At 73.6% G+C, this 25,662-nt stretch carries 28 protein-coding genes, 4 tRNA genes and 2 pseudogenes; 18 read left to right on the top strand and 16 right to left on the bottom strand.

What is annotated here, in order from left to right:
• Both F8274_RS18575 and F8274_RS18570 read left to right on the top strand, forming a co-directional pair.
• A pseudogene (locus F8274_RS18575) lies at positions 1 to 329 on the top strand (glycoside hydrolase family 3 protein); the annotation flags it as partial.
• Positions 330 to 365: 36 nt separating this feature from the next.
• Positions 366 to 1,562, top strand: coding sequence for a PP2C family protein-serine/threonine phosphatase (locus F8274_RS18570; protein WP_151463659.1), 1,197 nt, complete (start codon positions 366 to 368; stop codon positions 1,560 to 1,562).
• 6 nt (positions 1,563 to 1,568) lie between these two features.
• On the opposite strand, the gene F8274_RS18565 is transcribed toward F8274_RS18570, so the two are convergent.
• Positions 1,569 to 1,931, bottom strand: coding sequence for an STAS domain-containing protein (locus F8274_RS18565; protein WP_151463658.1), 363 nt, complete (start codon positions 1,929 to 1,931; stop codon positions 1,569 to 1,571).
• Between the two features lie 135 nt (positions 1,932 to 2,066).
• Here F8274_RS18565 and F8274_RS18560 point away from each other — a divergent pair, with 135 nt between their 5' ends.
• The 3 genes from F8274_RS18560 to F8274_RS18550 are packed head-to-tail and all read left to right on the top strand — an operon-like array spanning position 2,067 to position 3,683.
• Positions 2,067 to 2,546: a hypothetical protein gene (locus F8274_RS18560; RefSeq protein ID WP_151463657.1), complete on the top strand. Its 480-nt coding sequence runs from the start codon at positions 2,067 to 2,069 to the stop codon at positions 2,544 to 2,546.
• Positions 2,543 to 3,043, top strand: a complete 501-nt coding sequence (locus F8274_RS18555; RefSeq protein ID WP_151463656.1) for a thiol-disulfide oxidoreductase DCC family protein — start codon at positions 2,543 to 2,545, stop codon at positions 3,041 to 3,043. Before F8274_RS18560 ends, F8274_RS18555 begins: the two co-directional genes overlap by 4 nt.
• Positions 2,976 to 3,683: a TetR/AcrR family transcriptional regulator gene (locus tag F8274_RS18550; protein WP_151463655.1), complete on the top strand. Its 708-nt coding sequence runs from the start codon at positions 2,976 to 2,978 to the stop codon at positions 3,681 to 3,683. Before F8274_RS18555 ends, F8274_RS18550 begins: the two co-directional genes overlap by 68 nt.
• Before the next feature lie 181 nt (positions 3,684 to 3,864).
• Here the strand turns inward: F8274_RS18550 and F8274_RS18545 are convergent, their stop codons facing one another.
• Positions 3,865 to 4,530, bottom strand: coding sequence for a GNAT family N-acetyltransferase (locus tag F8274_RS18545; protein ID WP_192579886.1), 666 nt, complete (start codon positions 4,528 to 4,530; stop codon positions 3,865 to 3,867).
• A gap of 168 nt (positions 4,531 to 4,698) precedes the next feature.
• On the opposite strand from F8274_RS18545, the gene F8274_RS18540 reads away from it, so the two are divergent.
• On the top strand, positions 4,699 to 4,884 hold the full coding sequence (locus tag F8274_RS18540) for a DNA repair protein (RefSeq protein WP_151463653.1): 186 nt from the start codon (positions 4,699 to 4,701) through the stop codon (positions 4,882 to 4,884).
• Positions 4,885 to 4,984: 100 nt separating this feature from the next.
• A complete protein-coding gene (locus tag F8274_RS18535; protein WP_151463652.1) occupies positions 4,985 to 5,500 on the top strand; it encodes a hypothetical protein in 516 nt (171 codons plus the stop codon).
• Positions 5,501 to 5,571: 71 nt separating this feature from the next.
• Here F8274_RS18535 and F8274_RS18530 read toward each other — a convergent pair whose 3' ends face one another.
• From F8274_RS18530 to F8274_RS18515, 4 genes are all read right to left on the bottom strand, one after another.
• On the bottom strand, positions 5,572 to 6,312 hold the full coding sequence (locus F8274_RS18530) for a Clp protease N-terminal domain-containing protein (protein ID WP_151463651.1): 741 nt from the start codon (positions 6,310 to 6,312) through the stop codon (positions 5,572 to 5,574).
• Between the two features lie 118 nt (positions 6,313 to 6,430).
• A complete protein-coding gene (locus tag F8274_RS18525; protein ID WP_151463650.1) occupies positions 6,431 to 7,018 on the bottom strand; it encodes a hypothetical protein in 588 nt (195 codons plus the stop codon).
• Between the two features lie 520 nt (positions 7,019 to 7,538).
• Positions 7,539 to 7,611: transfer RNA gene (locus F8274_RS18520), tRNA-Lys, on the bottom strand.
• A 242-nt stretch (positions 7,612 to 7,853) separates the two neighbouring features.
• Positions 7,854 to 7,929 (bottom strand) — tRNA-Lys (locus F8274_RS18515).
• A gap of 187 nt (positions 7,930 to 8,116) precedes the next feature.
• On the opposite strand from F8274_RS18515, the gene F8274_RS18510 reads away from it, so the two are divergent.
• Together F8274_RS18510 and F8274_RS18505 are read left to right on the top strand one after the other, a co-directional pair.
• Positions 8,117 to 9,382: an Ig-like domain-containing protein gene (locus F8274_RS18510; RefSeq protein ID WP_151463649.1), complete on the top strand. Its 1,266-nt coding sequence runs from the start codon at positions 8,117 to 8,119 to the stop codon at positions 9,380 to 9,382.
• A gap of 210 nt (positions 9,383 to 9,592) precedes the next feature.
• Positions 9,593 to 10,897, top strand: a complete 1,305-nt coding sequence (locus F8274_RS18505) for an Ig-like domain-containing protein (protein WP_151463648.1) — start codon at positions 9,593 to 9,595, stop codon at positions 10,895 to 10,897.
• 103 nt (positions 10,898 to 11,000) lie between these two features.
• Here the strand turns inward: F8274_RS18505 and F8274_RS18500 are convergent.
• Together F8274_RS18500 and orn are read right to left on the bottom strand one after the other, a co-directional pair.
• Positions 11,001 to 11,076: transfer RNA gene (locus F8274_RS18500), tRNA-His, on the bottom strand.
• Positions 11,077 to 11,177: 101 nt separating this feature from the next.
• Complete coding sequence (gene orn, locus F8274_RS18495; protein ID WP_151463647.1) at positions 11,178 to 11,774, bottom strand: oligoribonuclease; 597 nt, start codon at positions 11,772 to 11,774, stop codon at positions 11,178 to 11,180.
• A 68-nt stretch (positions 11,775 to 11,842) separates the two neighbouring features.
• Between orn and F8274_RS18490 the strand changes: the two genes are divergently transcribed.
• Positions 11,843 to 13,114, top strand: coding sequence for a glycosyltransferase family 87 protein (locus F8274_RS18490; protein WP_151463646.1), 1,272 nt, complete (start codon positions 11,843 to 11,845; stop codon positions 13,112 to 13,114).
• A gap of 141 nt (positions 13,115 to 13,255) precedes the next feature.
• Here F8274_RS18490 and F8274_RS32010 read toward each other — a convergent pair.
• From F8274_RS32010 to F8274_RS18475, 3 genes and pseudogenes are all read right to left on the bottom strand, one after another.
• Positions 13,256 to 13,684: pseudogene (locus F8274_RS32010) on the bottom strand (hypothetical protein); the annotation flags it as partial.
• Between the two features lie 662 nt (positions 13,685 to 14,346).
• Entirely contained in the window at positions 14,347 to 15,084 is a 738-nt protein-coding gene (locus F8274_RS18480) for a YcnI family protein (protein ID WP_151463645.1), read from the bottom strand.
• A gap of 17 nt (positions 15,085 to 15,101) precedes the next feature.
• On the bottom strand, positions 15,102 to 16,784 hold the full coding sequence (locus F8274_RS18475; RefSeq protein ID WP_151463644.1) for a copper resistance CopC/CopD family protein: 1,683 nt from the start codon (positions 16,782 to 16,784) through the stop codon (positions 15,102 to 15,104).
• Between the two features lie 215 nt (positions 16,785 to 16,999).
• On the opposite strand from F8274_RS18475, the gene F8274_RS18470 reads away from it, so the two are divergent.
• The 4 genes from F8274_RS18470 to F8274_RS18455 are packed head-to-tail and all read left to right on the top strand — an operon-like array spanning position 17,000 to position 19,941.
• Positions 17,000 to 17,590, top strand: a complete 591-nt coding sequence (locus tag F8274_RS18470) for a sigma-70 family RNA polymerase sigma factor (RefSeq protein ID WP_151463643.1) — start codon at positions 17,000 to 17,002, stop codon at positions 17,588 to 17,590.
• A 32-nt stretch (positions 17,591 to 17,622) separates the two neighbouring features.
• Positions 17,623 to 18,144, top strand: a complete 522-nt coding sequence (locus F8274_RS18465; RefSeq protein WP_151463642.1) for a MauE/DoxX family redox-associated membrane protein — start codon at positions 17,623 to 17,625, stop codon at positions 18,142 to 18,144.
• On the top strand, positions 18,137 to 18,853 hold the full coding sequence (locus F8274_RS18460) for a thioredoxin domain-containing protein (protein ID WP_151463641.1): 717 nt from the start codon (positions 18,137 to 18,139) through the stop codon (positions 18,851 to 18,853). Before F8274_RS18465 ends, F8274_RS18460 begins: the two co-directional genes overlap by 8 nt.
• A complete protein-coding gene (locus F8274_RS18455; RefSeq protein WP_225853859.1) occupies positions 18,850 to 19,941 on the top strand; it encodes a hypothetical protein in 1,092 nt (363 codons plus the stop codon). Before F8274_RS18460 ends, F8274_RS18455 begins: the two co-directional genes overlap by 4 nt.
• 1 nt (position 19,942) lies before the next feature.
• Here F8274_RS18455 and F8274_RS18450 read toward each other — a convergent pair whose 3' ends face one another.
• Genes F8274_RS18450 through F8274_RS18435 form a run of 4 tightly spaced genes read right to left on the bottom strand, consistent with a single transcriptional unit; the run spans position 19,943 to position 22,623 of the window.
• Entirely contained in the window at positions 19,943 to 20,704 is a 762-nt protein-coding gene (locus F8274_RS18450) for an energy-coupling factor ABC transporter ATP-binding protein (RefSeq protein WP_151463640.1), read from the bottom strand.
• Positions 20,701 to 21,471 carry a cobalt ECF transporter T component CbiQ gene (gene cbiQ / locus F8274_RS18445; protein ID WP_151463639.1) on the bottom strand — a complete coding sequence of 257 codons (771 nt, stop codon included), beginning with the start codon at positions 21,469 to 21,471 and terminating at the stop codon, positions 20,701 to 20,703. Before cbiQ ends, F8274_RS18450 begins: the two co-directional genes overlap by 4 nt.
• A 7-nt stretch (positions 21,472 to 21,478) precedes the next feature.
• Positions 21,479 to 21,907 carry a PDGLE domain-containing protein gene (locus F8274_RS18440; protein ID WP_225853858.1) on the bottom strand — a complete coding sequence of 143 codons (429 nt, stop codon included), beginning with the start codon at positions 21,905 to 21,907 and terminating at the stop codon, positions 21,479 to 21,481.
• Positions 21,904 to 22,623 (bottom strand): energy-coupling factor ABC transporter permease, encoded by a 720-nt coding sequence (locus F8274_RS18435; protein WP_151463638.1) that lies wholly within the window; start codon positions 22,621 to 22,623, stop codon positions 21,904 to 21,906. The genes F8274_RS18440 and F8274_RS18435 overlap by 4 nt, the downstream gene beginning before the upstream one ends.
• 122 nt (positions 22,624 to 22,745) lie before the next feature.
• Between F8274_RS18435 and bcp the strand changes: the two genes are divergently transcribed.
• The 4 genes from bcp (at position 22,746) to F8274_RS18415 (ending at position 24,533) form a co-directional block, all read left to right on the top strand.
• Entirely contained in the window at positions 22,746 to 23,216 is a 471-nt protein-coding gene (bcp, locus tag F8274_RS18430) for a thioredoxin-dependent thiol peroxidase (RefSeq protein ID WP_151463637.1), read from the top strand.
• 31 nt (positions 23,217 to 23,247) lie between these two features.
• Entirely contained in the window at positions 23,248 to 23,844 is a 597-nt protein-coding gene (locus F8274_RS18425) for an HNH endonuclease signature motif containing protein (protein WP_151463636.1), read from the top strand.
• Positions 23,835 to 23,913 (top strand) — tRNA-Leu (locus F8274_RS18420). The genes F8274_RS18425 and F8274_RS18420 overlap by 10 nt, the downstream gene beginning before the upstream one ends.
• A gap of 80 nt (positions 23,914 to 23,993) precedes the next feature.
• Positions 23,994 to 24,533, top strand: a complete 540-nt coding sequence (locus F8274_RS18415) for a GNAT family N-acetyltransferase (RefSeq protein WP_192579885.1) — start codon at positions 23,994 to 23,996, stop codon at positions 24,531 to 24,533.
• A gap of 264 nt (positions 24,534 to 24,797) precedes the next feature.
• On the opposite strand, the gene F8274_RS18410 is transcribed toward F8274_RS18415, so the two are convergent.
• Positions 24,798 to 25,662: expansin EXLX1 family cellulose-binding protein (locus F8274_RS18410; protein ID WP_151463634.1), on the bottom strand; the 865-nt coding region annotated here is incomplete at its 5' end.

Here is a 25,662-nt window from a genome sequence, read left to right as displayed (position 1 = left end):
CCATCGCCGAGGGGCGGGTGCCGTGGGGGCTGGGCCCGCACCTGGCCGGGGCGGAGGTGGTCCGCGCGGTGGCCGGCGAGACCGAGCCGGACGAGCTGCGCGCTCTCGCCGGCGACCGGCCCGTCGTGCTGGTCGGCCGCCACCTGCACCGGCTGCCCGGGGCGCGGGAGCTGGTCGACGCGCTGGCCGCCACGCACCCGGTGACCGTGGTGGAGATGGGCTGGCCGGGCGGCTGGCGGCCGGCCGAAGCGCGGGCCTTCGTCACCACGTACGGCGCGAGTCACGCCAACGGCCGCGCGGCGGCCCAGGTGCTCGGCCTGGCCGGCTGAGGTCTGCCCCGCGCCGTTCCGGGGTACACGGGTCGGATGAGCGCAACCGACCCCTGGCACCGGGCAGCGGCCGACCTGGTCTCCCGGTCCCACCGGGTGCCGCCCGACGGGGTGCCCGCGGCGGTGAGCGCGGCGGTGCGCGACCTGGGCGTGTCCATGACCACGTACGTGGTGGACGTCGAGCAGGACCTGCTGCGCCCGCTGCCCGAGCCGGGTCGCCCGCTGCCGGACCCGCTGCCCATCGACACCAGCCTGCCCGGCCGCGCCTACACCGAGGTGCGGGTGCGGGTCGGGCAGGACGGCCGGCTCTGGGTGCCGATCGTCGACGGCACCGAGCGGTTGGGGCTGCTGGAGGTCCGGTTGCCGGCCGGCGCGGACCCGGACGACCCCGCCCTGCACGACGGCTGCCGGACGCTCGCCGGTCTGGTCGGGCACCTGGTGACCAGCAAGTCCGCGTACGGCGACAGCCTGAACCGCGCCCGGCGGAGCGGACCCATGGCCGTCTCCGCCGAGTTGCTCTGGCAACTGCTCCCCCCGCTCACCTTCGCCACCGACACGGCCGCCGTCAGCGCGATCCTTGAACCCTGCTATGAGGTGGGCGGGGACGCGTTCGACTACGCGCTGGACGGCGGCCGGCTCACGCTCGCGGTGCTGGACGGGGTCGGGCACGGGCTGCCGGCGACGTTGACCACCTCGGTCGCGCTCGCCGCGCTGCGGGCCGCCCGGCGCGCCGGCGGCGGGCTGGCCGAGCAGGTCGCCGCGGTCGACGCGGCCCTGTTCAGCCAGTGGCGGGACGGGCGGTTCGTGACCGCCGTCCTGGCCGAGGTCGAGGTCGACACCGGACGGGTCCGGTACGTCAACGCCGGGCACCCCGCCCCGGTGCTGCTGCGCCGGGGACGGGCCGTGCGCGCCCTGACCGGCGGACGGCGCCCACCGCTCGGTCTGAACCTGCCCGGCGGCGAGCCGGGTGAGGCCCGGCTGGAGCCGGACGACCGGCTGCTGCTCTACACCGACGGGGTGACCGAGGCGCGCGACGCGGCCGGGGAGATGTTCGGGCTGCCCCGGCTCGCCGACCTCGCCGAGCGGCTCATCGGCGCGGACCTGCCCGGGCCGGAGACGCTGCGCCGGCTGAGCCGCGCCGTGGCCGCGTACCGGGGCACCGCTTCCCGCGACGACGCCAGCATGGTGCTGGTGGAGTGGTCGGGCGCGGCGGCGGCCCGGACGGAGCCCTGAGGCGGTTCACCGCAGGCGGCGCCAGCCGGGCTCCACGGTCCTGCCGTCGTCGTCCCGGCCGCCCGGCCAACCGAGCAGGACGTCGACCGCGGTGATTCGCAGCACCCGGGCCACCAGGGGCTGCGGGGCGGTCACCCGGAGGGTGGCGCCCCGGCCGACCGCCTCGGCGGCGGCGCGCAGCAGGGCGGCCACCCCGGTCGAGTCGAGGAACGTGACGGCGCCGAGGTCGACCAGGATCTCCACCAGGTCGGGCCGGTCCAGCACGGCGTCGACCGCCCGGTCGAACGCGGGTGCCGCGGCCATGTCGAGGTCGCCGACCAGGCTGACGACCAGCCGGCCCGCCCCCGCGTCCCGCGTACCGATTTCCATGACCCGCCCGTCCGCTCCGACAACGCCGTCGCGACCATACCGGCCGCGCGCAAGCCGAGGAACTTGAACATGTTCAAGCCCTGTCGTACGCTGAGCCGGACTTCGATTTGAACGTGTTCAAGAGAGGCGACGGGGATGGACGTGAAGGTCTGGATGTACCTGGCCTACCTCGCGGTCAGCATCGCGCTGACCGTGTGGGTGGCCCGGGCGCTCGCCCGCAACGGGCTGGTGTTCCTGGAGGACGTCTTCGCCGACAAGCGGCTGGCCGACGCGGTCAACAGCCTGCTGGTGGTCGGCTTCTACCTGCTCAACCTCGGCTACGTCACGGTGGCCATGAAGGAGGCCGGCCCGGTGGGCACCACCAGCCAGGCGCTGGAACAGCTCTCCATGAAGGTCGGCTGGGTGCTCCTGGTCCTCGGCGCGCTGCACTTCTTCAACGTCTTCGCGCTCGGTCGCTACCGGCGCGGGCGGCTGCGCCAGCAGGCGGCCGCCCACCCGCCGCTCGCCCCGGTCGGCTACCTCCCGCCGCAGGGCGGCGCCCGACCGGCCCACCCGGCCGCACCGGTGCCCGCCGGCCCCCCACCCGGGCAGGCGCCGCCGGCCCCGCCACGATGACGCTCGCCCCGGGCGGGCGCCCGACGGATCCCACCGGGCACGGGGCCGGTGGGATCCGCGGGTTCACCGTCCTCTACGACGCGCACTGCCCGTTGTGCCGGGCCGCCCGGCAGTGGCTCGCGTCGCGCGCCCAGCTCGTACCCCTGGAGTTCGTGCCGGCCGGGTCGGCGGAGGCCCGGCGGCGCTTCCCCGGGCTCGACCACGACGCCACGCTGCGGGACCTGACCGTGGTGGCCGACACCGGCGCGGTCTACGCGGGCGACGGCGCCTGGTTCGCCTGCCTCTGGGCCCTCGCCGACCACCGGCGAACCGCCGAGCGGCTGGCCCGCCCGCACCTGCTGCCGCTGGCCCGGCGGATGGTGACGACCGCCTCCGCGGCGCGTGAGCTGGTCCGGGAACCCCGACCGGACCCGGGATACGGTGACGACGATGACCGAGCAGACTGCGCCGACGACCGCTGCGGGTGGCCCGAGCACCGGGGCGACGGCCCGGGGTGAGCAGACCCGCCAGCTGATCCTGGACACCGCCATGCGGCTGTTCCGCGAGCGGGGATACGCGCGCACCACCATGCGCGCCATCGCCCAGGAGGCCGGCGTGGCGGTGGGCAACGCCTACTACTACTTCGGCTCGAAGGAACACCTGGTCCAGGAGTTCTACGCGGACACCCAGCGGGAACACCGGGTGGTGGCCGCGCCCGCCCTGGCCCGGGAGCGGGACTTCGCCGCCCGGCTGGCCGCCGTGCTGCACGCCGGGGTGGACGTCCTCACGCCGTACCACTCGTTCGCCGCCAGCTTCTTCAAGACGGCCGCCGAACCCACCTCGCCGCTCAGCCCGTTCTCCGCCGAGTCGTCCGGCCCGCGGGACGCCTCGGTCGCGCTCTTCCGCGAGGTCCTGGAGGGCTCGGCCGCCACGGTGGACGCCGAACTGCGCGAGCCCCTGCCGGAGCTGCTCTGGCTCGGCTACATGGGCGTGGTGCTCTACTGGGTGCACGACCGCTCCCCGGGCCAGGCCAAGACCCGCCAGCTCATCGACGGCGCCGTCCCGCTGGTCGACCGGCTGGTGAAGCTGTCCCGGCTCCGGGTGCTGCGCCCCGTGACCCGCCAGGTGGTCGGCCTGATCCACACGCTGCGTCACTGACCGCTGCGGCCACCACCATCGGCTGAACCGCAGGTCAAGTCCGCAACCGGACAGGGGTCCTCAGCGCTTCACCCCTTGCTCGACACGCAGCGGACACATAGCGTTACCAGGGTCGGGACCTGGGGGGAGAGGCCGCGGACCGTGGATCCGGCCCGGGATCCACGGTCCGCGCCCGCCCCGGTCAGCGCGGGAACACCCCGTACGACGTCCACCCCCGGTCCGGGAAGCCGGCCGCCTCGGCCACCCGCGCGGAGGCGTGGTTGCCGTGGTTGTGCAGATAGGTGGGAACGGCTCCCTCGTCCAGCACCCGCCGGGCCGCCTGGGCGACCAGCCGCCGGGCCAGCCCCCGCCCCCGCGCCGCCGGCACCGTCCCCACGGCCAGTTCGTGCCCGTGCGCGTCGTGCCGCTTGATCCCCGCGCCGGCCAGGTACGCCCCGTCGGCGTCCCGGACCACCAGCACCTCCCGGTCGAACAGCCGCAGCCACGGCGGCAGCCCGGGCGTGGTCGGCGCGACCCACTCACCGGCGTCGGGCAGCGGCGCCGGCGCGGTGCTCCACCGGAACAGCCCGGCGTGGGTGGTGAACTCGGGCGCGCCGACCGCTGCCGGGAGGACCGGCAGCAGCCGTTCCCCGGGCCGTTCCCGGACCAGGTCCCGCACCACGCCGGCCCGGTCCGGCGGCACCGAGAGGATTCCGCACTCCGGTGACGCGACCGCGATGGCCGGGCGCAGCCGCCCGTCCCAGGCCGGCCGGGCCCGCCGGTGCGAGCGGACCACGTGCAGCCCGGGACCCGCCGGCCACTGCCCCAACCAGGTCGCCAGGTGCAGGAACAGCCGCCGGTCGAGCACGTGATCATGGTACGCCCGCCCGCCGGATCCGTGCGGGAGTTGATTGAGACGCCGGGCGGGTGGGTAGACGGTTTCCGAACATCTCCGGCGACGCGGGAACCTCAGACATCGATCCCGCGTCATATTCATTTCCATACATGTACAAGTTTCTCTGGGACGGTAATGGTCATGCCGAATCAGCCGAATGACCGGTACCAGCAGGACGCCGAGCAGCGCTGGCAGGCCGTCGTGGCCGCCGGGCGGTTCCCGGCGCAGGCCGACTACCGGGGGGCTCGCCGCGGGACACTCTCCTGGGCCGAGCTGAACGCGCTGCCGGCGGGCGCCTCCCCCCGGCGCGGCCTCACCGCCCGCTGACGCAAGCGACACACCCGAGCGCTCCACACCGAGCTTTCGCACACCTGTGCTGTAGCGTCTTGTGGTCCGAATCCGGCCGACCACAGGAGAAACTCCGCGCATGGGCAAGAAGACGATCCACGTCTCCGACTTCAGCGGCCAGGTGCTGCGCGCCGACGACGAGGTGGTCAGAGTCGTCGTGCTGGAGCACCCGGACCTCGTGGCCGGGCCCGTGCAACTCGACGCCACCCCGGTCGAGGTGGAGAGCATCGACGACGCGGCGCTGGACGTGGCCGTCGTCGAGATCCACGACCGGCACGGCGGGGGCGAGCCGCGCCGGGTGGTGCTGACCGCCAGCGAGTTCGACGCCATGGCCACCGACGTGCCGATGGCGCAGTTGCTACGCACCGCCGAGCGCGTCAAGCCGCCCAAGGCCCGGCGCTCCGCCGAGAAGATCGACTACGGCACCATCGAGCACGCCGGCAAGCCGCACCGCGGCCGGGTCACCGAGGAGGAGGCCCGGCTGGTGCGCGAGCAGCTCGACGAGGTGAACAAGCGCCTCGCCGACGCGGGCATCCGCCAGGTCGACCCGGCCGACCCGGAGCACGCCGCCCGCTACGGCTTCCCCACCGCCTGACGTGCCACCGGCCGGGCACACGCCCCCGTGGCGCGTGCCCGGCCGGTGCGGTCCGGGGGCCCGGTCGCGGGTCAGGCCCGCTTGCGGGTGATCTCGGCGAGGGCGCCCTCGACCGCCGACTCCAGGGCCGACTTCTCCAGCCCGAGCCCGGTGAGCACGCCGTCGCCGGCCTCCTCCTCCAGCAGGGCGAGCAGGATGTGCTCGGTGCCCACGTAGTTGTGGCCCAGCCGCAGCGCCTCCCGGAAGGTCAGCTCCAGGACCTTCTTGGCCCGCGCGTTGTAGGGAATCAGGTCCGGAACCGTGTCGGCCTTCGCCGGCAGGGTCGCGGTGACCGCCTCCCGCAGCCGCTCCAGGGGTACGCCCCGAGCCACGATCAGCGCGGCCGCCAGCCCCTCCGGCTCGGCCAGCAGTCCCAGGGCGACGTGACCCGGCGTGATCTCGGCGTTGCCGGCGGTCCGTGCCTCCTCCTGCGAGGAGACCACCACGTTGCGGGCCCGCGGGGTGAACCGGCCGAAGCCGGCGTTGGGATCGAGGGCCGCCGCCGTCTCGGCCTTCGCGGCGGACCGCTTCTGGGCGGCCTGCTTGCTCACCCCCATGCTGCGGCCGATCTCCGTCCACGAGGCCCCCGAGCGGCGGGCCTGGTCGACGAAATGCCCGACGAGGTGGTCGGCGAGGTCGCCCAGGTGGTCGGCGACCAGGACGGCACCGGAGAGCTGGTCCAGCGCGTCGCCGTGCACCTTCTTGATGCCCTCGATCAGCTCGTCGAGGCGTACCGGATGGGTCATCTTCAGCGGCTCAATCTCCTCCGTCATGCGTCAACCATAGGTTGACGCAGTCGCTGCGTCAACCACTGGTTGACGATCTCTCCCGGCCCCCAGACGCCGCTGGCCGGCACCCCGTGTTGGGGGTGCCGGCCAGCGGTTGTTTGGCTCAGCTGTTCCAGTACTGGGCGACGATGTCGGCGGCCTGCTGCTCCCACTGGGCGTAGGCGTCCGGGTAGGCCGAGACCTGCACGGTCTGCGCGGCGTCGGTCAGCGGCATGCTCTCCCAGCCGTCGACCTGCTTCAGGCCCTTGAGGAAGGCGAGGGTGGAGTACTCGGGGTTGGTGATCTGCTCCGGCGTGCCCCAACCGCTGGTCGGGCGCTGCTGGAACAGGCCCAGCGAGTCGTGATCATTCTTATCGCCGAGGTGGCCCAGGTTCTCCAGCTTCGACTCCTGCAGGCTCGTGGCGATCGAGATGACCGCGGCCCGCTCGGGCAGGCCGGCCTTCTTCGTCGCCGCGATGATCGCCTTGGCGTTGCCGATCTGCTCGTCGTTCAGGTCGATGTGCGACTGCGCGCCCTGCACACCGTGCGGGATCAGCTTCGCGGCATCCGGCTTGTCCGCCTGCACCACCGCCGCCTCCGACAGCCCCGTCACCGGCGCCACCTCACCATGGTGCAGCGGACCGGCCGCCAGACCACCGGCAACCGCCAGACCAGCAATACCCAGCACACTCTTGCGCAGCATCGTGTTCATGACAGGTCAGCTCCATTCGGGGGTTGGCACACAGGACCGATAGGGGTCGGCCGTGCGCAAGCACCGTCAGGCGCTCAAGAAGTCACTTCCGGGGGATCACCGGCGCGCGGGGCAAGGCCTCTTCGCGGCGCCGGACCATGTGCAACGACCGCCGGCCCACCCACATTCCAGGCTCCGGGCACCCGCCTCGACGGGCGCCCTCCTCGGTCGTGCACCCGGATACAACGACCCGCACCCACCCGCCATTCCGCCACCGGGATGCCGCCGATCACAGCCCGACCCGGACAATCACCCCAGTCGACGCGGACGGCCCGCCGAAGGTGCGGCGGATCGTGGAGCCCCGACCACCGGGTCACGATCCGGACATCTGCCTCAGGCGACGCAGGCAGCATTGACCGCGGAGCGAATCTTGGACACGTCCCGTTCGTGACGAACGGCAACTGTCCAAGATCTCGACAGCGGACCGGGGCCGGACAGACATCAGGCCCGGTCCGCGAGGGACCGGGCCTGATGTGAACCGTGCGCCGCCAGGGACTCGAACCCCGAACCCGCGGATTAAGAGTCCGCTGCTCTGCCAGTTGAGCTAGCGGCGCTCGCCGGCAACGGCAGGAACGTTAACACGCCCCCGAGCGGCCTCCGCCAGGGGTGGCCTCCGTTCGGCAGAAGGGGTGCCGGGAGCTACGGCCGCACCAGGGCCGCCGCTTCAAGACGACGATGCCCGATGACCTGGCCGGCGGTCGCCGGCCCACGAGGCGACCAGTCCAGCACCCATCTGCGCCCCGAACACGAAAAGGCCCCGCCCCGGTGTGAGCCACCAGGTCAGGGCCTTGCTCGTTGGTGCGCCGCCAGGGACTCGAACCCCGAACCCGCGGATTAAGAGTCCGCTGCTCTGCCAGTTGAGCTAGCGGCGCTCGCTGACAACGGGAAGAACCTTAGCACGCACGCCGACCCGGGTTCCAATCCGATACCGGGCTCCACCCTTCGGTCGAGCTTAACCGGCGAAAGCCCACAAAATTCGCGTCTGTCCGGTCGAGGGGCGCAGGACGCGGGCACTCATGCGGCACGATGTCCGCCAGGCACGCGAGAACAGAGGTGGGAATGGGCAGGTTCGCGCGGGCCGGGGCGGTGGTGGGCGTCCTGGTCCTCACGGCGTCGCTGGCACTGACCGGGTGCGGTGACGACCAGAAGAAGCCGGCGTTCGTGGCCGGCGCGCAGCAGGGCGACCCGGTGGCGACCACGTCGCCGGACGCGACGGGCGAGCCGAGCGCGCCCGCCCTGCCGGCGCTGACGGTGAGCCCGGCCGACGGGTCCGACAAGCGCCCGGTCAGCACCGAGATCAGCGCGAAGATCCCGGGCGGCGGCAAGGTGTCGAAGGTCGTCCTCACGGCCGCCAACGGCGCGACCGTCGCCGGGCGGCTGCGCCGCGACGGCTCGTCCTGGGTGCCGTCGGCTCCGCTGAAGTACGGAGCCCGGTACACCGCCACGGTCACGGGCACCGGCACCGACGGCCAGACTCGGCAGGGCACCAGCAGCTTCACCACGATGGCCAAGCCGAAGTCGATGATCGGCTCCGGGCTCTACATGTTCAGCGGCAAGACCTACGGCGTCGGCATGCCGGTGGTCGCCGAGTTCTCGCCGGGCATCCCGAAGAAGGACCGCGCCGCGGTGCAGAAGCGGATGTTCGTGCAGACCGACCCGCCGCAGCCGGGCGCGTGGCACTGGGTCTACAACGGCACGCAGGCGTACTACCGGGCGCCTGAGTACTGGAAGCCGGGCACCACGATCACGGTCCGGCTGGGGCTGGCCGGGATCCCGCTGAGCAACGGCCGCTACGGCAACGTCGACCGGAGCGCCACCGCCAAGATCGGGCGCGCGTTCGAGATGAAGGTCGACAACGCGACCAAGCAGATGACCGTGTACGAGAACGGGTCGGTGGTCCGCACCATTCCGGTGAGCCTGGGCAAGAAGGGCACCCCCTCCTCCAGCGGCACGATGGTGGTGATGGAGAAGAAGGAGTCCACGGTCTTCGACACCCGGGACGAGCCGGACCCGCGCAACCAGTACGTCACGGAGATCGACTTCGCCCAGCGACTGACCTGGGGCGGCGAGTACATCCACGCCGCACCGTGGTCGGAGGGCAAGCAGGGCCGGGTGAACGTCTCGCACGGCTGCGTCAACGTCTCGATGGCGAACGGCCGGTGGCTCTTCGGCAAGACGCTGGTCGGCGACCCGATCACGGTGAAGGGCACCGAGCGGCGGCTGGAGCCGGGCAACGGCTGGACGGCCTGGAGCATGAGCTGGTCGCAGTTCGCCGCGGGCAGCGCCGTGCCGGTGCCGGAGGGCGGGCAGGGATCGCCCTTCTGACCAGGCGTAACGTGGGCGGACGCGCCACCGACGGTGGCCGTTCGTCGGCGTACTGTCGGGCGGAGGGGAAACCACCCCGCCCGACAAAGCGCGGCACGACATCAGAATCGTTACATCACGGGCGGGGTGTTTCGGTTCACTTCCGGCAACGGGTGACCGTTCCGGCGCGTCTGTAAAGACGGGACCCGGGACCACGACTGTGAGGGACACATGCGAGCTAGCCAGGACGAGCTGATCCGGGGCGGGGCGGCCCGGCGCGGCGGGCGACGCCGCGTGTTCGCGGCCGCGGTGCTCGCCGCCGCCATGGCCCTGAGCGCCTGCACCAGCGGCGGCGGCGGAGACGGGGACAAGTCGTCGAGCTGGCAGGGTGGTGGTGAGAGCGGCCCGAAGGCGGCGGCCACCATCACCGAGCCCGCGGCCGACGCCAAGGACGTGCCGGCCTCCACCGCCGTCACCTTCACGACGAAGGAGGCGCAGGAGACCACCGTCGAGCTGAAGGACTCCGCCGGCAAGGCCGTCGAGGGCCAGCTCGCGAAGGACGGGAAGAGCTGGCTGCCGGACGGCGCGCTGGCCTACGGCCAGACCTACACGGCCACGGTGACCGCGACCGGTGACGACGGCAAGCCGGCCACCGCCACCAGCACCTTCACCACCATGGCGAAGCCGGGCAAGCAGATCCGGGTGAGCAGCTTCCTCGGCGACAACCAGGTCGTCGGGGTGGCCATGCCGCTGATCGTCAAGTTCGGCCGGGCCATCCCGGAGGACTACCGCGACGACCTGCAGCGGCGGATGGTGGTCACGTCGAAGCCGGCCCAGGAGGGCATCTGGCACTGGGTGAGCCCGACCGAGGTGCGCTACCGGCCGAAGGCGTTCTGGAAGGCCAACAGCACGGTGACCTACAAGGTGCAGGCGGGTGGGCTGCCCCTCGGCGACGGCTGGTACGGCCGCTCCGACCTCACCGTCGACGTCAAGATCGGCCCGTCGTTCGTGATGACCGTGGACAACCGCACGAAGAAGATGACGGTCACCAAGGACGGCAAGGTCGTCAAGACCATCCTGGTGAGCCTCGGCAAGAAGAGCACCCCGTCGTCCAGCGGCACCATGGTGGTGATCGAGAAGCTCCGCCACACGGTCTTCGACACCATGGAGGAGCTGGGTCCCGAGGAGGGCTACCGCACCGAGATCGACTACGCCCAGCGGCTCACCTGGGGCGGCGAGTTCATCCACGCGGCGCCCTGGTCCGAGGGTGTGCAGGGCAGGACGAACGTGTCGCACGGCTGCGTGAACGTCTCGATGAAGGACGGCAACTGGCTCTTCGCCAACACCCGCATCGGTGACCCGATCACCGTGAAGGGCACCGAGCGCAAGCTCCAGAACGGCAACGGCTGGACCGACTGGAACATGAGCTGGGACGAGTACGTCAAGGGCAGCGCCGTGCCGTACGAGCCCCCGGCCGCGCCGGGCGACGACACCAGCCCGGGCGCCGCCGAGCCGAGCGTCACGCCGACCCCCTGACCGACGGTCATCGAACGGCCTCGTCCCACCGGGAGGGGGCCGCTCGCCGCTTCGAGGCCGGACATGACGAAGCCCCCTCCCGCAGGAGGGGGCTCGCGTCGTCTGGGGTGACTGATGGGAATTGAACCCACGACAACCGGGACCACAACCCGGTGCTCTGCCAACTGAGCTACAGCCACCATGCTCTCCGCGCCGGTCGACCCGGCGGGGCGCGGACTAATAATAGCCACACCCCTGCCGGCCCCGTCCACCGGGTTGGAGCGGCCCCGCCCGGCGGGGCTCAGAGCTGGGCGGCGATGGCCTTGGCGCTCTCCACGTCCGGGCCGGGCAGCGGCACGAACACGGTCCGCCGGTAGTACTCCAGCTCGCGGATGCTCTCCCGGATGTCGGCCAGAGCCCGGTGGGCCAGGCCCTTCTGCGGCTGACCGAAGTACACCCGCGGGTACCAGCGCCGGCAGAGCTCCTTGATCGAGGAGACGTCGATCATCCGGTAGTGCAGGTGGGCGTCGAGCCGGGGCATGTCCCGGGCGATGAAGCCCCGGTCGGTGGCGATCGAGTTGCCACACAGCGGGGCGGTGCGCGGGTCCTTCACGTGGCTGGCGACGTAGTCGAGCACCATGTCCTCGGCCTCCGCCAGGGTGACCGTCGAGCGGCGCACCTCCTCGGTGAGGCCGGACTTGGCGTGCATGGTGCGCACGATCTCCGGCATCGCCTCCAGCGCCGCCTCGTCGGCGTGGATGACCACGTCGACGCCCTCCCCGAGCACGTTGAGGTCGGGATCGGTGACGAGCGCGGCGACCTCGATCAGCCTGTCCCGGCCGAGGTCCAACCCGGTCATCTCACAGTCGATCCAGACGAGAAGATCAGCCACCGCCACAGACTACGCGCCGCCGACCCGCCCGCGCCTGAAGCACCCTCGCCGAGGTGGACCGCTAGGGTTTCCCCGTGCCAGCCGAACCCGTCGCACCACCAGCCGTCACCGAGGACGACCCGGGCGGGCGTGCGGCCCGCCGGCTGGTCGCGGTGGTGGCACTCGCGGCGCTGCTGCCGGCGCTCTACCGTCCGGGCCTCAACCACAACTTCCTCGACCTCAAGATCTACATGAGCGCGATGGACTGGTGGCGGGCCGGCCATCCGCTCTACGACTACGTGCAGCCGGACCGGGTGCAGGGCCTGCTGTACTTCACCTATCCCCCGCTCGCCGGGCTGGTGCTGTGGCCGTTCGCGCTTCCGCGGCTCGGCGTCACCGTCGCGATCTTCACGGTGCTGACGGTGGTCGGGGTGGTGGTGACCACCCGCTGGCTGGTGCTGCCCGTGGTGCGGCGGCACGACCTGCCGAAGCTGTTCAGCGTCACGGTGGCCGTGCTGCTGGTCCTCGCGGTGGAGAGCACCCGGGAGACGATCACCTTCGGGCAGATCAACATGCTGCTGGTGGTGCTGATCCTGGGCGACCTGCTGTTCGCCGTACCCCAGGGGCGGCGCTGGGCCGGCGTGGGCGTGGGGCTGGCGGCGGCGCTCAAGCTCTTCCCCGGCATCTTCGTGCTCTACCTGCTGGCCACCCGGCGCTGGCGGGCCGCCGTGGTGGCGGCCGTGACCGCGACGCTGGCCACGCTGCTCGCGGCGGCGGTCGCGCCCCGCGACTCGTGGCGGTTCTGGACCCACGAGCTGTGGACGACCGACCGGGTGGGCCGGACCGACTACACCGGCAACCAGTCGCTGTTCGGCCTGCTCAGCCGGATCACCGCGCCGGACAAGCCGAGCCAGCTGCCCTGGCTGCTGCTGGCGCTGCTGGTCGCCGGGTACGGGCTGCGGCGGGCCGCCCGGGCGGCGCGGGCCGGGGACGCGCTGGCCGGCCTCACCCTGACCGGCCTGGTCGGTGGGCTGGTCAGCCCGATCACCTGGACCCACCACCTGTACTGGTTCATCCCGGCGGTGGTGGTGCTGGTCGACGCGGCGCTGGACGCCGACCCGGCCACGGTGGAGGGTGCCCGCCGGCGGCGCTGGCTGCTCGTGCTGGCCGCCGGCACCGCCTTCGTGATCGTCTACGGGGTGGTCACCTTCCAGGACTGGGGCGTCGCCCCGGCGCGCACCGACGATCCCGTGGACTTCGTCGTCCGCAACGCGTACGTGCTGCTCAGCCTGCTGTTGCTGGCCGTGCTGCCCACCCGCCGGCCGGCACCGGAGCGGGCCGGGACGTCGGTCACAAACAGGCGGTAACTGGACAGAACTCGCGTCAGGCGTCGTTCGGCGCTAATCTGGTCTCAACTACCTCAGGTTTCTCCCAGGTAGCACCGATCCCCCGGTGACGGTGGCCCTCCGCGTCGGCAGCGCGGAGGGCCACCGCCGTGCGGGCCCGGGTCACTCGTCGACGGGCGTGGCCGGCCGGACCGGGCGGGGCGTCTCGGCGGTGGTCACCGGAGGCCACGACCAGTCCGGGTCGACCGGCAGGTCGGCCAGGCTCTCCGGCCGCCGGCTCGGCACCGGGCCGATGGCCGCACGGGACCGTTCGACGGGCGCCGACCCGACCGACACCAGCTGCCGGTCGGGCAGGGTGGACGGCTCGGCCCGCTGGCCCAGCCCGCTGAGCGAGCTGACGCCCAGCCGGCCGGCCAGCACCGGAACCTGGTCCGGCTCGACCACGAAGACCACCTCGCGCGGGCGGACCGGGCGCAACAGCAGCAGCACGGCGAGCACCACCAGCAGCGTCCCGCCGGCCAGCAGCGCCCAGGCCACACCGGGGAACCAGCCGGCGCGCAGCTCGGCGCGCAGGTCCAGGGCCAGGTCGGCCCGCCCGTCCGGCCGCATCAGCACCAGGCTCAGCGACCGGTCGGCCAGCTCGGCCGGGCTCCACTCCAGGGCGCCGACGCCCTCGCGTACCCAGAGGTCCTGGTCGAGCGGGACGGCGGCCGCGGCGCCGGCGGTGGGCGGGTCGAGGCGGACCGGCAGCGGCCCCCGGGACAGCGAGACCCGGCTCACGGTGGAGTGCGGGACGTCGGCCAGCCACCGTCGCACCTGGTCGGTCGGGGCGAGGCCGAGGAAGGCGGGACCGTCGGCCGTCCGGGCGGTCAGCCGCAGCCGGGCCTGCCCGGCCCGGGCGACCGGCGCGTCGGCGCGGAGCAGGGCGTCCACGTCGGTCACCACGACCGCCCGGGCGGGGGTGCGGACCGTCTCGAAGCGGGCGCCGAAGCCGCCGTCCGGGTCGGCGTGCCGGGCGGCGAGCCAGAGCCCCGCGCCCGCCAGCAGGGCCGGAATCCCGACGGTCAACAGCAGCATGCCGGCGATCGTGCGCACGAAACGCATTCGCGTCGTCCCCCTCGGTAGCGAAGTACCCGGCCGACCTTACCGACGCCGACCGACGATTCGCCGGATATCCACGGCAAGCACCCGAAGGGCCGCGGAACGACCGCCGGCCCGCCGGAAGATCCGACGGGCCGGCGTGTCGCCGCAGGTCAGGACTTCGCGGCGGGCTCCCGCCGGGTACGCAGGAAGGCCAGCCCGCCGAGGACCAGGCCGGCCAGGCCGGCGACCAGACCGGCCACACCGAACGCGGTGGCCGCGCCGGTGTCCGCGTCATCGTCATCGTCGTCGTCGGCGGCGGCAGCCGCTGCCGGGGCGCTCGCGACCGACGAGGCGGACGCCGAGGCGGCGGCCAGGGTGAGCACCGGCGCCGGGTTCTCCGGCTCCTCCCCGCCCGGCGTGGGCTCCTCGATCCAGCGCGACACGTTGCCGTCCGAGTAGGTCTGGAGCACCTTGAACACCATCCGGTCGACCTGCGGCAGCGGGCCCATCGACACCGGGAACTCCTGGAACTCGCCCGGCTTGACCCCGCCGTTCGGCGCGGCCGTCCAGGTGAGCTTGGAGACCGCCTCGGTGAGCTGGCTGCCGTGCACCTCGATGGGCGGGTCGACCTTGCGCTTCTCCACCGCCACCGTCCACCCGGGCACCGGCATGGTGGAGACCGAGCCGACCGGGGCGTTCTCCGGCAGGTTCACCTCGACCTTCGTCGTCGACGCCGTGTCGCTCTCGTTCGGCACCCGGAAGGCGAAGCGGCCGTAGCTGCCCTGCGTGGCCTCCTTCGGGTTGACGGTGACGTGCGCCGAGGCCGGCCCGGCCAGGCCGAGCACGGCCGTGGCCACGGCGGCGAAGGTGAGCGCGGCGGCGGTTGCGGGACGCCGGAGACGGGTCATGTGGGCGAGCCTTCCGTTTACGTGACGGGCACGGTGGCGGTCACCGTGGCCTGGTCGATGTCGGACGTGCGGACGGTGAAGCGGAGCTGCCACTGCCCCGCCGCCGGGAGGTTGATCTCGCCGAAGGCGTGGTTGTCGGTCAGCGGCAGCAGCGGGATCGTGATCGGCTCGATGCCGGCCGAGGGCAGCGCGGCGGTGGCCTTCCACTCCTGCACCGGCTGAGGCCGGTTGTCCTTGGTGTACGCGTAGAGGTGCAGCGAGTTGCTGCCGGTCTCGGCCGGGTCCAGCTCGACCTGCAGCGAGTAGAGGGGGCTGCTCAGCGTGGTGGAGAAGAAGTTGTCCGGGGCGCCGGCCACGGTGGCGGAGGCCGTCCGGGCCGGGGTGGTCTGCACCAGCGTCGCCGAGAGGCCGAGCACCACGGCGGTGACCGCCAGCTCGGCCACCACCGCCCGCCGCACCGACCCCGGACGGCCCGCTGCGGCGCGCCGCCGGACCAGCGCCCGGGAGTACGCGGCCACCCCGATCACCAGCGCGAACAGCACGATCTTGGCGAGCAGCAGCCGCCCGTACGTGGTGTCGACCAGCGCCTTCGGGGTGGCCACCTCGATCAGCCCCTGCACGGTCCCGGCGAGCAGCAGCGCCGCCACCGCCAGCGCCGCCCAGCGGGACCAGATCGGCAGGATCGCGTCCAGCTCCCGCTCGTCGGCCCGGCGCAGCAGGAAGACCGCCAGCATCACCAGGCCGCCCAGCCAGACGGCCATGCCGCCGAGGTGCACGGCATCCACCACCACCGACACGGCGGGCGCGGGCGACGCGGCCGGGTGGCCCGCGAGGGGCCAGGTGAACAGCGCCGCCCCGCCGAGGATGGCCAGGATGAGCCCGTCGGTGCGGCCGACCGGCCCGGCGAACAGCGGGCGGAGCAGGAACGCCGCCGCGGCCAGCAGACCGAGCCGGACCAGGTGCGTGGCGCCGTAGGTGCTGCCCAGCACGTCGCCGAGGGCGGAGCCGGTGACGTCGAACAGGCCGCCGCCGTTGGTGTAGGGAACCTGGAGCCACAGCTCCGCGACCGTGGCCACGGCCAGCAGGCCCAGCCCCGACCAGGCCAGCCGGGCCGGGCCGCGCCGGGACAGCCGCCGCGGCCAGAGCGCGGCCAGCACCAGCGCCGGGCCGACCAGCAGCAGCAGCCCGACGTAGCCGAGGTACTTGGCCACCTTGACCGCGTTGCCCACCACCGGGTTCGCCCGGGTGTCCGCGCCGGTGTCCGTCGGCGGCGTCGACGGCGCGCCGACCGAGTAGGTGAACGCGCCGGAGACCGGGTGGCTGTCGGCCGAGATCACCCGGTAGCTGACCAGGTAGGTGCCGCGCGCGCCGGACGGGTCCACCGGGATGGTGACCACCGCGCCCTTGAAGGTGGGCTCGCCCCGGTCGGCCCGGGAACCGTCGGGCGCGATCACCCGGACCTTGTCGGGGACCTTGCGGACGCCCTCGCTGAAGGTGATCACCACTTCGGCGGGCGCGCTGGGCACCACGGCCGAGGCGGCGGGGCTGGTGCTCACCAGCACCGCGTGGGCGCTGGCCGGGGTGGCCGGGGCCAGCAGCAGGGCGACGAGGGTGACCAGCAGACCGGCGGCGGTCCCCAGCCGGGCTGCCCAGGGACGGTCGGCGACGGCCACGGGGCGGCGGCGTACGGCAGCAGTCATGACCATCATGCTTCCCGAACCGTGCGGCACCCGGCGACCCGACCTCATCCGCGCACCGGCGTCGTCGCCGAGGGCGGCCCCCCGGTACGGGCGTCGTCGCATGTCACCTGGAGGTAGTCGGCGGGCGGGCGGGAAAAGTTCCCGGCGTGGGCGGGACCACGTAATGGGGCGAAGGACCCTGTCCGGCACAGGTACGCCGCGTAACCTCGTCAGTCGTGATCCCCGCCCCGCGCGACACCTCCGCCGGCCGCCCCGCGCCGCCGGCGGGCGATGCTGCCCGGGACGCCGCGACCGACTGGGCGCTGGCCGCCCGGGCGGGCGACCCGGTGGCCCAGGCCGCCTTCGTCCGGGCCACCCAGGCCGAGGTGTGGCGCTTCGCCGCCGCCCTGGTCGACCCGGACAGCGCGGACGACCTGACCCAGGAGACGTACCTGCGCGCCTTCCGGGCGCTGCCCGCCTTCGAGGGGCGGTCCACCGCGCGCACCTGGCTGCTCGGCATCGCCCGCCGGGCCTGCGCCGACCACCTCCGCACCGTGGTCCGCCGCCGGCGGCTGGACGCGCGGCTCGCCGCGCACGCGGCAACCGACCGGCCCTACCCGGACCCGGCCGGGCAGCTCGGCGCCACCGACCTGGTCCGCCGGCTCCCCGCCGAACGACGCTCCGCGTTCGTGCTCACCCAACTGCTCGGCCTGTCGTACGCCGAGGCCGCCGCCGTGGAGGGGGTGCCGGTGGGCACCATCCGCTCCCGCGTCGCCCGGGCCCGCGACGAGCTGGTCGAGGCCGCCGGCGACGCGTTGACGGGCTGATCGTGGAACTTTTCTCGGGTCCGAAGCGACAAATGACCGTGACCGCACACCCCACCCGGGCCGGCCGCTGGCCCGCCGTCCGGCCCTGGCTCGGCGTCGCGGCCCGCCTCGGCCTGGCCGCCGTCTGGTTGGTCGCCGGCGCCGCCAAGGTCGACGACCTGGCCGCCTCCGGCCGGGCGGTCAACGCCTACCAGGTGATGCCGTACGACCTGGCCACCGTGATCGGCGCCGCGCTGCCCTTCGTCGAGCTGGCACTCGGCGTGCTCCTGCTCCTGGGGCTGGCGACCCGGCTCGCCGCCGGCGTCTCCGCGGCGCTGCTGGTCGTCTTCATCGCCGGCATCACCTCGGCCTGGTCCCGTGGCCTGGCCATCGACTGCGGGTGCTTCGGCAGCGGCGGGCAGCTCGCCGCCGGCCAGGCGCCGAGCTACCTCCCGGAGATCCTCCGGGATCTGGGATTCCTGGTCCTGGCCGGGTTCCTGCTGACCTGGCCCCGCACCCCGTTCTCCGTGGACGGCTGGCTGGCGGGCGACACCGTGGAGGTCGACGATGAGTAGTCGCAAGGGGCGGAAGAACGCCGCCCAGGTGGTCCGCGCCCAGATCGCCCGCGAGAAGCGGCGCACCCGCACGATCTGGACCTCCGTCGCCGCCGTGGCGGTGCTGGTGATCGCCGGGTTGATCGGCTGGACAGTCTTCTCCAGCCAGAAGTCGGACACGTTCACCACCCCGCCCGACGCCAACCCGCCCGGCACCGCCATCGTCCTCGGCCAGGGCGCGGTCACCGTCGACCTCTACGAGGACTACCTCTGCCCGGCGTGCAAGCGGTTCCAGGACACCAGCGGCGCGACGATCAACCAGTTGATCAACGAGGACAAGATCCGGGTGAACTTCCACCCGGTGGCCTTCCTCAACCGCTTCTCCACCACGGAATACTCCACCCGCTCCTCGGCCGCCTCCGGCTGTGCCGCACAGGGCGGCAAGTTCAAGGAGTTCACCGACCAGCTCTTCGCCCGGCAGCCGGCCGAGGGCAGCGCCGGGCTCAGCGACGACGAGCTGATCGACATCGGCGCGGGCGTCGGGCTCAACCGGGACGACTTCGGCTCCTGCGTGAAGGACGGGAAGTACAAGTCGTGGACCGAGCACGTCACCGACGACGCCAGCAAGGCCGGCGTGACCGGCACCCCGACCATCCGGATCAACGGTAAGGACCTCGAGGACCGCAGCCCGGACGGGCTCAGGGCGGCCGTGGAGGCGGCCGGCAAGTGATCCCCGCACCGCTGCGGCGGGCCGCGCTGGTCGTCACCGCCGCGCTCGCCGCCGTCCTCGCCCCCGCCACCCCGGCCGCCGCGCACGGCACGGACGCCCCCGACGGCACCGACTACCGGGCCGAGGTCACCGGGACCGCTCCGGCCCGGCCCTGGCTCACCGCCCGGATGGTCGAGGCCGGCGCCCGCCTCGAACTGACCAACCGCACCGCGGCCGACGTCGAGGTGCTCGGCTACTCCGGCGAGCCGTACCTGCGGATCGGGCCCGGCGGCGTCTACGAGAACACCCGCTCCCCCGCCACCTACCTCAACCGCACCCTGGCCGGGGACACCCAGCTCCCGCCGGAGGCCGACCCGGCCGCCGCGCCGGCCTGGCGGCGGATCGCCGACGGGCCGACGGCCCGCTGGCACGACCAGCGGACGCTCTGGCTGGAGTCGGACCCGCCCGCCCAGGTGGCCGCCGCACCCGACCGGGAGCAGCGGGTCCGCGACTGGGTGGTGCCGCTGCGCGCCGGCACCGGCACCGTCGAGGTGCGCGGCACCCTGGACTGGGTGCCGCCGCCGGACGCGTACCCCTGGTGGGTGGCCGCCACCCTCGGCTTCCTGGTGATCGGCGCGGCCGGCCTGGTCCCGGCCGGCACCGCCACCGGTGTCCGCGCGCTGCGCGGGGCGGGCGCCCTGCTCGCCCTGGGCGGGGCGGCGACCGTGGCGCTCACCGCCGGCAAGGCCGTGGACGCCGGCGCCCCCGGGGCCGGCGGGGTGCTGCTCGACCTGCTCACCGGGCAGACGTGGACGCTGCTCACCGGGCTCGGCGCGCTCGCCGCCGGCGGCTACGCGCTGGCCCGCCGCCCGGCAGCCGACTTCGCGCTGGCCCTGGCGGGCGCCTGCCTCACCCTCTTCGCGGGCGTCTCGAACCTGGCCGTCCTGTCCCGCTCGGTGGCCCCGGTCGCCGGCCCGCCCACCCTCGCCCGGGTGCTGGTCACCGTGGCCCTCGCCACCGGCCTCGGCGCGGTCGCCGCCGGCCTCCTACGCCTGCGCACCGCCTCCCGGGCCGCCCGCGCCACCGCCGCGACGCCCGTCGCCCGCTGACTCAGGACGGGCGGGGCACGAAGCCGTAGGGCAGCTCCAGGCGGTGCTCGGCGAGCAGGCGCTCGTCGGAGAGCAGCTCCAGGGTCGGCGCGTCGGCGACGACCCGGCCGGCGTCCAGGATCACCGACCGGTCGCACAGCTCCGCCGCGTACGGCAGGTCGTGGGTGACCATGAGCAGGGTCACCGGGAGGCCGCGCAGGATCTCCGCCAGCTCCCGGCGAGCGGCCGGGTCAAGGTTGGACGACGGCTCGTCCAGCACCAGGATCTCCGGGCGCATGGCCAGCACGGTGGCCACCGCCACCCGGCGGCGCTGCCCGAACGACAGGTGGTGCGGCGCGCGGTCCCGGTGCTCGGCCATCCCCACCGCCGCGAGCGCCTCGTCCACCCGGGCGGTCAGCTCCGCCCCGCGCAGGCCCAGGTTGGCCGGCCCGAACGCGACGTCCTCGGCCACGGTGGGCAGGAAGAGCTGGTCGTCGGGGTCCTGAAAGACGATGCCCACCCGGCGGCGGATCTCGGCGAGGGTGTCCCGGTCCCGGCTCACCGTCAGGCCGCCCACGCTGACCGTGCCCCCGGTCGGGGTGAGGATGCCGTTGAGGTGCAGCACCAGGGTCGTCTTGCCGGCGCCGTTCGGCCCGAGCAGCGCCACGCGCTCACCGCGCGGCACGGTCAGGTCCACCCCGTGCAGGGCGACGTGACCGTCCGGGTATGCGTACCGGACGCCACGGACGTCCAGGGAGGGCGGCTGCTGCACGTACCCGATCATGTCAGGACGAGCGCGACGGCGGCGATGGTGGCCGCGATCGCCGGCACCGTCGCGGCCGCCGCCCACTGGCCGGCGGTGGCCGCGCCCGCGCCCTGCCACACCGCCGGCATCCGGCCCGTGTAGCCGCGGGAGACCATGGCCAGGTAGACCCGCTCGCCCCGCTCGAACGCCCGCAGGAACAGCGCGCCCACCCCGGCGGCGAAACCGCGGAGCTGCCAGAGGAAGCGCGGGTCGTCGCCCCGCGACATCCGGGCCACCCGCATCCGCCGGGCCTCACCCACCAGCACGTCCAGGTAGCGCAGCATGAACGTGGCGATCTGGGTGAGGATCTGCGGGCACCGCAGCCGGTCCAGGCCGACGATCAGGTCCCGCGTCGTCGTGGTCGCCGCCAGCAGGAGCGACGCGAGTACGCCCAGCGTGCCCTTGGCCAGGATGTTCCACGCGCCGTGCAACCCGTCGACGGACAGGCTCAGCCCGGCGACGTCCACCCGCTCCCCCGTGCCGAAGAACGGCAACGCGAACGCGAACAGCACGAACGGCAGCTCGATCAGCGCCCGGCCGAGCAGCCAGCGCGGCCCCACCCGGGCCAGCGCCGCCACGGCGACAACCAGCAGGGCGTAACCGCCGAAGGCCCAGTACGCGGCCCGGGGCGTGGCGACCACCGCCACGGTGAACACCACCATCGCGGCGATCTTCACCTCGGGCGGGAGGCGGTGCACCGGCGAGGACGCCTCGCGGTAGAGCATGTGAGCGTGACCGGCACCCATCCGGGACTCAGCGGGTGCGCGCCGAGCGCTCGTCGGCGCTCGGGTCGCTGGCGGGACCGCTCACCGCGTCGGTCGCCGCGTCGGTCGCCGGACTGGTCGCCGGGCCTCGGCGGCGGGCCAGCCAGAACAGGCCACCGCCGAGGGCGAAGGTGAGCAGCACGCCCAGCACCCCGGACAGGCCGGTGGAGAGGAAGCCGTTGCTCACCCCGCGCACGCCGTAGTCGGCCAGCGGGCTGTCCGCCAACTCGTGGTCCTTCGCCTGCTGCGCCGGGCAGCTGCCGCCGGTGATCTCGTCGTCGGCGTTGACCGTGCAGCCCTTGAGCAGCGACGAGTCGAGCCCGTCCGGGTGGGCCGAGGCGTAGTTGCTGACCACGCCGGCCAGCAGCAGGGCGACCAGCAGGCCGCCGAGGAGGAACGGCCAGGAACGCTTGCTCATCGGGCACCTCCGGCGACCGGGACGGCGGGAGCCGGCACGGCCGGCTTGAGGGCGCGCAGGGCGTACACCAGGTCGGGGCGCACCTTCGCGACGGTGACCACGGTGGTCGCGGTGATCAGGCCCTCGCCGATGCCGATGAGCAGGTGGACGCCGGCCATCGTGCCGGACAGCCCGGCCAGGTTGCCGCCCAGGTCGGTGGTGCCGCCCAGCCAGTACTGGAGCACGAACCCCTGGGACGCCACCACGACGCTGACCAGCGCGGACACGAAGGCGGTGATGCCCAGCCCGGTCGGGGTGCGCGGCAGCACCCGCAGCAGCAGCGCGATCAGCAGGTAGGCGGCGGCGGTCCCGAGGAGCGCCATGTTGGTGATGTTGAGGCCGAGCATGGCCACCCCGCCGTCGCCGAACACCAGCGCCTGAACGACCAGCACCACGGCGACGCAGAGCGCCCCGACCCACGGGCCGACCAGCAGCGCGGCGAGCGCGCCACCGAGCAGGTGACCGCTGACCCCGGCCGTGAAGATCGGGAAGTTGAGCATCTGCACGGCGAAGATGAACGCGGCCACCAGACCGGCCATCGGTGCCAGCCGGTCGTCGAGGTCACGGCGCCCGCGCAGCACGCAGAAGGTGAGCACGGCCAGCGCGAGGGCCGCGAACACCGCGGCGACGGGACCGTCGATGATCCCGTTCGAGATGTGCATCGCCAGGGTTTCCACCCGCTGAGCTTATTTGCGCGGGGCCGCTGTTGCCAATCCCTTGCAACAAGCCATGGTGATCATCACGCGGGCGGCGCGTCGCCACCCGCCCCGGACCCGACGACGGCGGTATCGTCTCCGCCATGACCGACCGCCTGAACCCCGGCGACCCCGCCCCCGAGTTCACCCTCCCCACCGACACCGGCGGGACCCTGTCCCTGGCCGACCTGCGCGGCCGCAAGGTCATCCTGTACGCGTACCCGGCCGCCATGACGCCCGGCTGCACCAAGCAGGCCTGCGACTTCCGCGACTCGCTCGCCTCGCTCCAGGCCGCCGGCTACGAGGTGGTCGGCATCTCCCCCGACAAGCCCGAGAAGCTGGCCAAGTTCCGCGACCGCGACGCCATCACCTTCCCGCTGGTCGCCGACACCGACAAGTCGGTGCTGACCGCGTACGGCGCGTTCGGCGAGAAGCAGATGTACGGCCGAACCGTCACCGGCGTGATCCGCTCGACCTTCGTCGTCGACGAGGACGGGAAGATCGAGCGGGCGCTCTACAACGTCAAGGCCACCGGGCACGTCGCCAAGCTGCGCCGCGACCTCGGCCTCGACTGAGCCTGTCGGGGGCCGCCGTTACCGTCGGCACATGCCTCGCTACAAATACTCGCCCGAGCGGCTGGCGGCAGCGGCGGCGCAGGCGCGCAGCGTCACCGAGGTCATGCGGCTGCTCGGCGTCCGGGTGAGCGGCGGGTCGCACGCGCACCTCAGCCGGCAGCTCAAGCGCTTCGACATCGACACCTCACACTTCACCGGGGCCGCGCACAACAAGGGCGGGCGAGGCATCCGCCTGCCGGTGACGGCGTTGCTGGCGAAGCGGCCGGAGGGCAGCCGCAGAGTTCCCGGGCACCGGCTCAAGCGGGCGCTCCAGGCGATCGGCCTGCCCGAGGAGTGCGAGGCCTGCGGGATCGGCGCGACCTGGCAGGGTGCGCCGCTGATCCTGCACGTCGACCACATCAACGGCGACTTCCTCGACAACCGTCCGTGCAACCTCCGGCTGCTCTGCCCGAACTGCCACAGCCAGACCGCCACGTACGCCGGCAACCGTAGGCCGGCTGTGGTGGCTCCCGATGTGGTCTACGATCCGGAGGCTGTGACACCGACCGGCTTCCCGATCGGCAGGCGCCTACGGCGTCGGCCAGAATTGCCGTGGAGGACGGTGGTGTACACCGTGAAGGGGTCGTAGCCCAATTTGGCAGGAGGCATGCGGTTTAGGTCCGCACCAGTGCGGGTTCGAGTCCCGCCGGCCCTACCATCCGCTCACCGGTGCCCCCGGCACCGGTGAGTGTCGTAAGGATCACGAACCCGGGTCGGTGCCGCGTCGGCTCGCGGAGGATGGCGGGCGTGAACCTGCGCTTCGTCCTCGACCCCGACCTCACCCCTGAGCTGCGCGAGCAGATCGTCGCGCTGTGGGTGGACGTGACCAACGCCGGTGGGGCCGTCGGCTTCGTCGCCCCGGTGACCGAGGCCGAGGTGCGGCCCATGGCCACGGCGACCTTTGCCGCGATCGCCGACGGGCCGGACCGGCTGCTGGTCGGCTACGAGGGGGATCGCCTCGTCGGCGTCCTGATCATCGCGGACAACCGGTTCCACCTGAAGACGCACTGGCGGGTGCTGAAGCGGGTCATGGTGCACCCCGACACGCAGGGGCGCGGCTACGGCGCGGCGCTGATGCGCGAGGCCGAGCGGATCGGTCGGGAGCTGGGCCTGGCGGCGCTGCACGTGACCGTCCGGGACGGGCTGGGCCTGGGCGGGTTCTACGAGCGTCTCGGGTACCGCGAAGTGGGGCGGCTGCCCGGCGCGCTGCGGCTCGCCCCCGGCGACGACCGGGACGAGGTCTTCATGTGGCTCGACCTGGGCGCCGACACGGTCTGACCCCCGCCTCGGCGGCGCGCCTCGTCGTGTGCTCGGCGCGCGAGCCGGGCCGCGCGTCAGCTTCCTCGACCCGGACCTGACTCCACCTTGGGCGCCGGCCTGGCCGTCGGTGAGGCGCACTAGCCGCGTCAGGGCCGGGCGGCCGCTGTCGGGCTGACGTCGGCAACGACTCAGCCGCCGTGAGTCGCTCACGACATCAGCTCGACAGGCGGCCACGGAGACAATCGCCGCCGAGCCGGGGCGACCCGGCGGTGCGGGGCCCGATCAGCCGCAGGCGGCGACCGGGTCCGGGGTGGCCGGTGGGGCGGCGGCCGCGTCCAGCACGGCGGGAGGGCTGGCCGGCGCCCTGAGCGACGGGGTGACCGAGGCGCTGGGACGAGGGCTGGGCCGGGCCGAGGGCGAGCGGCTGGGCGTGGTCGATGGGGCCGGGCCGGCGGCGCCGTACATCCGGACCGTGCTGCGCTGGACCTGGCCGGGAAGCATCCGGATGCCGGTGGCGGTGGCGCGGTGGCCGTACACGTCGGTGACGCGGATGCGGTACGGCCCGGGGCCGGCGCCGGAGGGGATCAGCCAGTAGTTGTAGTCCTGGCGGGTGGCGGCGCGCCAGGAGTCGCCCTGCCGCACCTCGACGGCGCGCAGCGGGTTGCTGTGGTCGCCGACCAGGACGGCGAACCACCACTGCGAGGCGCCCTCCTTGATGCGGAAGGTGAGCGGGCCGGGCAGGGGCGGATCGACCACGGCGCGGTAGCTGACCTTGACGACGCCCTGCACCGGGTCGGCGATCCGGGCGAACGCCTCGGCGGAGAGGTCGAGGTGGCCGGGTTCGCACTCCGGGCACTGGTCCATGACGAGGACGCGGACGGTGCCCTTGGGGCCGGTGACGTCGAGGTGGCCGCCGCAGGAGGCGCCGGCCGCGTACTCGCCGGGGCCGAGGGCGACGTAGAGACGGTTGGCGGGTGCCCCGGGCCGGGAGCAGTTGCCGCCGGCGCCCTTCGAGTCGTAGAAGGTCGCCTTTCCGATGTGGACGGTGCCGCCGAGCGGTGGTGCGGCGGGCAGGGCGCGCGGCGGTGGGGCGGCGCAGGCGGGGGCGGCGCCGCCGCGTACCGCGAGGGTCGCGGCGACCGCGGCG

Source organism: Micromonospora sp. AMSO31t, assembly GCF_008868175.1.
Taxonomy (GTDB): Bacteria; Actinomycetota; Actinomycetes; order Mycobacteriales; family Micromonosporaceae; genus Micromonospora.
The sequence above is the reverse complement of the archived record's forward strand: the minus strand, read 5'-3'. Positions and strand labels throughout refer to the sequence as shown.

What these genes read in the sequence shown, in the direction of transcription:
- F8274_RS18540 (WP_151463653.1), top strand. Translation starts at nt 4,699, where the DNA reads ATGCCGAATCAGCCGAATGACCGGTACCAGCAGGACGCCGAGCAGCGC.
- F8274_RS18565 (WP_151463658.1), bottom strand. Translation starts at nt 1,931, where the DNA reads ATGGAAATCGGTACGCGGGACGCGGGGGCGGGCCGGCTGGTCGTCAGC.
- F8274_RS18460 (WP_151463641.1), top strand. Translation starts at nt 18,137, where the DNA reads ATGAGTAGTCGCAAGGGGCGGAAGAACGCCGCCCAGGTGGTCCGCGCC.
- F8274_RS18530 (WP_151463651.1), bottom strand. Translation starts at nt 6,312, where the DNA reads ATGACGGAGGAGATTGAGCCGCTGAAGATGACCCATCCGGTACGCCTC.
- F8274_RS18560 (WP_151463657.1), top strand. Translation starts at nt 2,067, where the DNA reads ATGGACGTGAAGGTCTGGATGTACCTGGCCTACCTCGCGGTCAGCATC.
- F8274_RS18535 (WP_151463652.1), top strand. Translation starts at nt 4,985, where the DNA reads ATGGGCAAGAAGACGATCCACGTCTCCGACTTCAGCGGCCAGGTGCTG.
- F8274_RS18425 (WP_151463636.1), top strand. Translation starts at nt 23,248, where the DNA reads ATGCCTCGCTACAAATACTCGCCCGAGCGGCTGGCGGCAGCGGCGGCG.
- F8274_RS18480 (WP_151463645.1), bottom strand. Translation starts at nt 15,084, where the DNA reads ATGACCCGTCTCCGGCGTCCCGCAACCGCCGCCGCGCTCACCTTCGCC.
- F8274_RS18505 (WP_151463648.1), top strand. Translation starts at nt 9,593, where the DNA reads ATGCGAGCTAGCCAGGACGAGCTGATCCGGGGCGGGGCGGCCCGGCGC.
- F8274_RS18440 (WP_225853858.1), bottom strand. Translation starts at nt 21,907, where the DNA reads ATGAGCAAGCGTTCCTGGCCGTTCCTCCTCGGCGGCCTGCTGGTCGCC.
- F8274_RS18415 (WP_192579885.1), top strand. Translation starts at nt 23,994, where the DNA reads ATGGCGGGCGTGAACCTGCGCTTCGTCCTCGACCCCGACCTCACCCCT.
- F8274_RS18465 (WP_151463642.1), top strand. Translation starts at nt 17,623, where the DNA reads ATGACCGTGACCGCACACCCCACCCGGGCCGGCCGCTGGCCCGCCGTC.
- F8274_RS18510 (WP_151463649.1), top strand. Translation starts at nt 8,117, where the DNA reads ATGGGCAGGTTCGCGCGGGCCGGGGCGGTGGTGGGCGTCCTGGTCCTC.
- F8274_RS18550 (WP_151463655.1), top strand. Translation starts at nt 2,976, where the DNA reads ATGACCGAGCAGACTGCGCCGACGACCGCTGCGGGTGGCCCGAGCACC.
- F8274_RS18570 (WP_151463659.1), top strand. Translation starts at nt 366, where the DNA reads ATGAGCGCAACCGACCCCTGGCACCGGGCAGCGGCCGACCTGGTCTCC.
- F8274_RS18450 (WP_151463640.1), bottom strand. Translation starts at nt 20,704, where the DNA reads ATGATCGGGTACGTGCAGCAGCCGCCCTCCCTGGACGTCCGTGGCGTC.
- F8274_RS18475 (WP_151463644.1), bottom strand. Translation starts at nt 16,784, where the DNA reads ATGACTGCTGCCGTACGCCGCCGCCCCGTGGCCGTCGCCGACCGTCCC.
- cbiQ (WP_151463639.1), bottom strand. Translation starts at nt 21,471, where the DNA reads ATGGGTGCCGGTCACGCTCACATGCTCTACCGCGAGGCGTCCTCGCCG.
- F8274_RS18555 (WP_151463656.1), top strand. Translation starts at nt 2,543, where the DNA reads ATGACGCTCGCCCCGGGCGGGCGCCCGACGGATCCCACCGGGCACGGG.
- F8274_RS18525 (WP_151463650.1), bottom strand. Translation starts at nt 7,018, where the DNA reads ATGAACACGATGCTGCGCAAGAGTGTGCTGGGTATTGCTGGTCTGGCG.
- bcp (WP_151463637.1), top strand. Translation starts at nt 22,746, where the DNA reads ATGACCGACCGCCTGAACCCCGGCGACCCCGCCCCCGAGTTCACCCTC.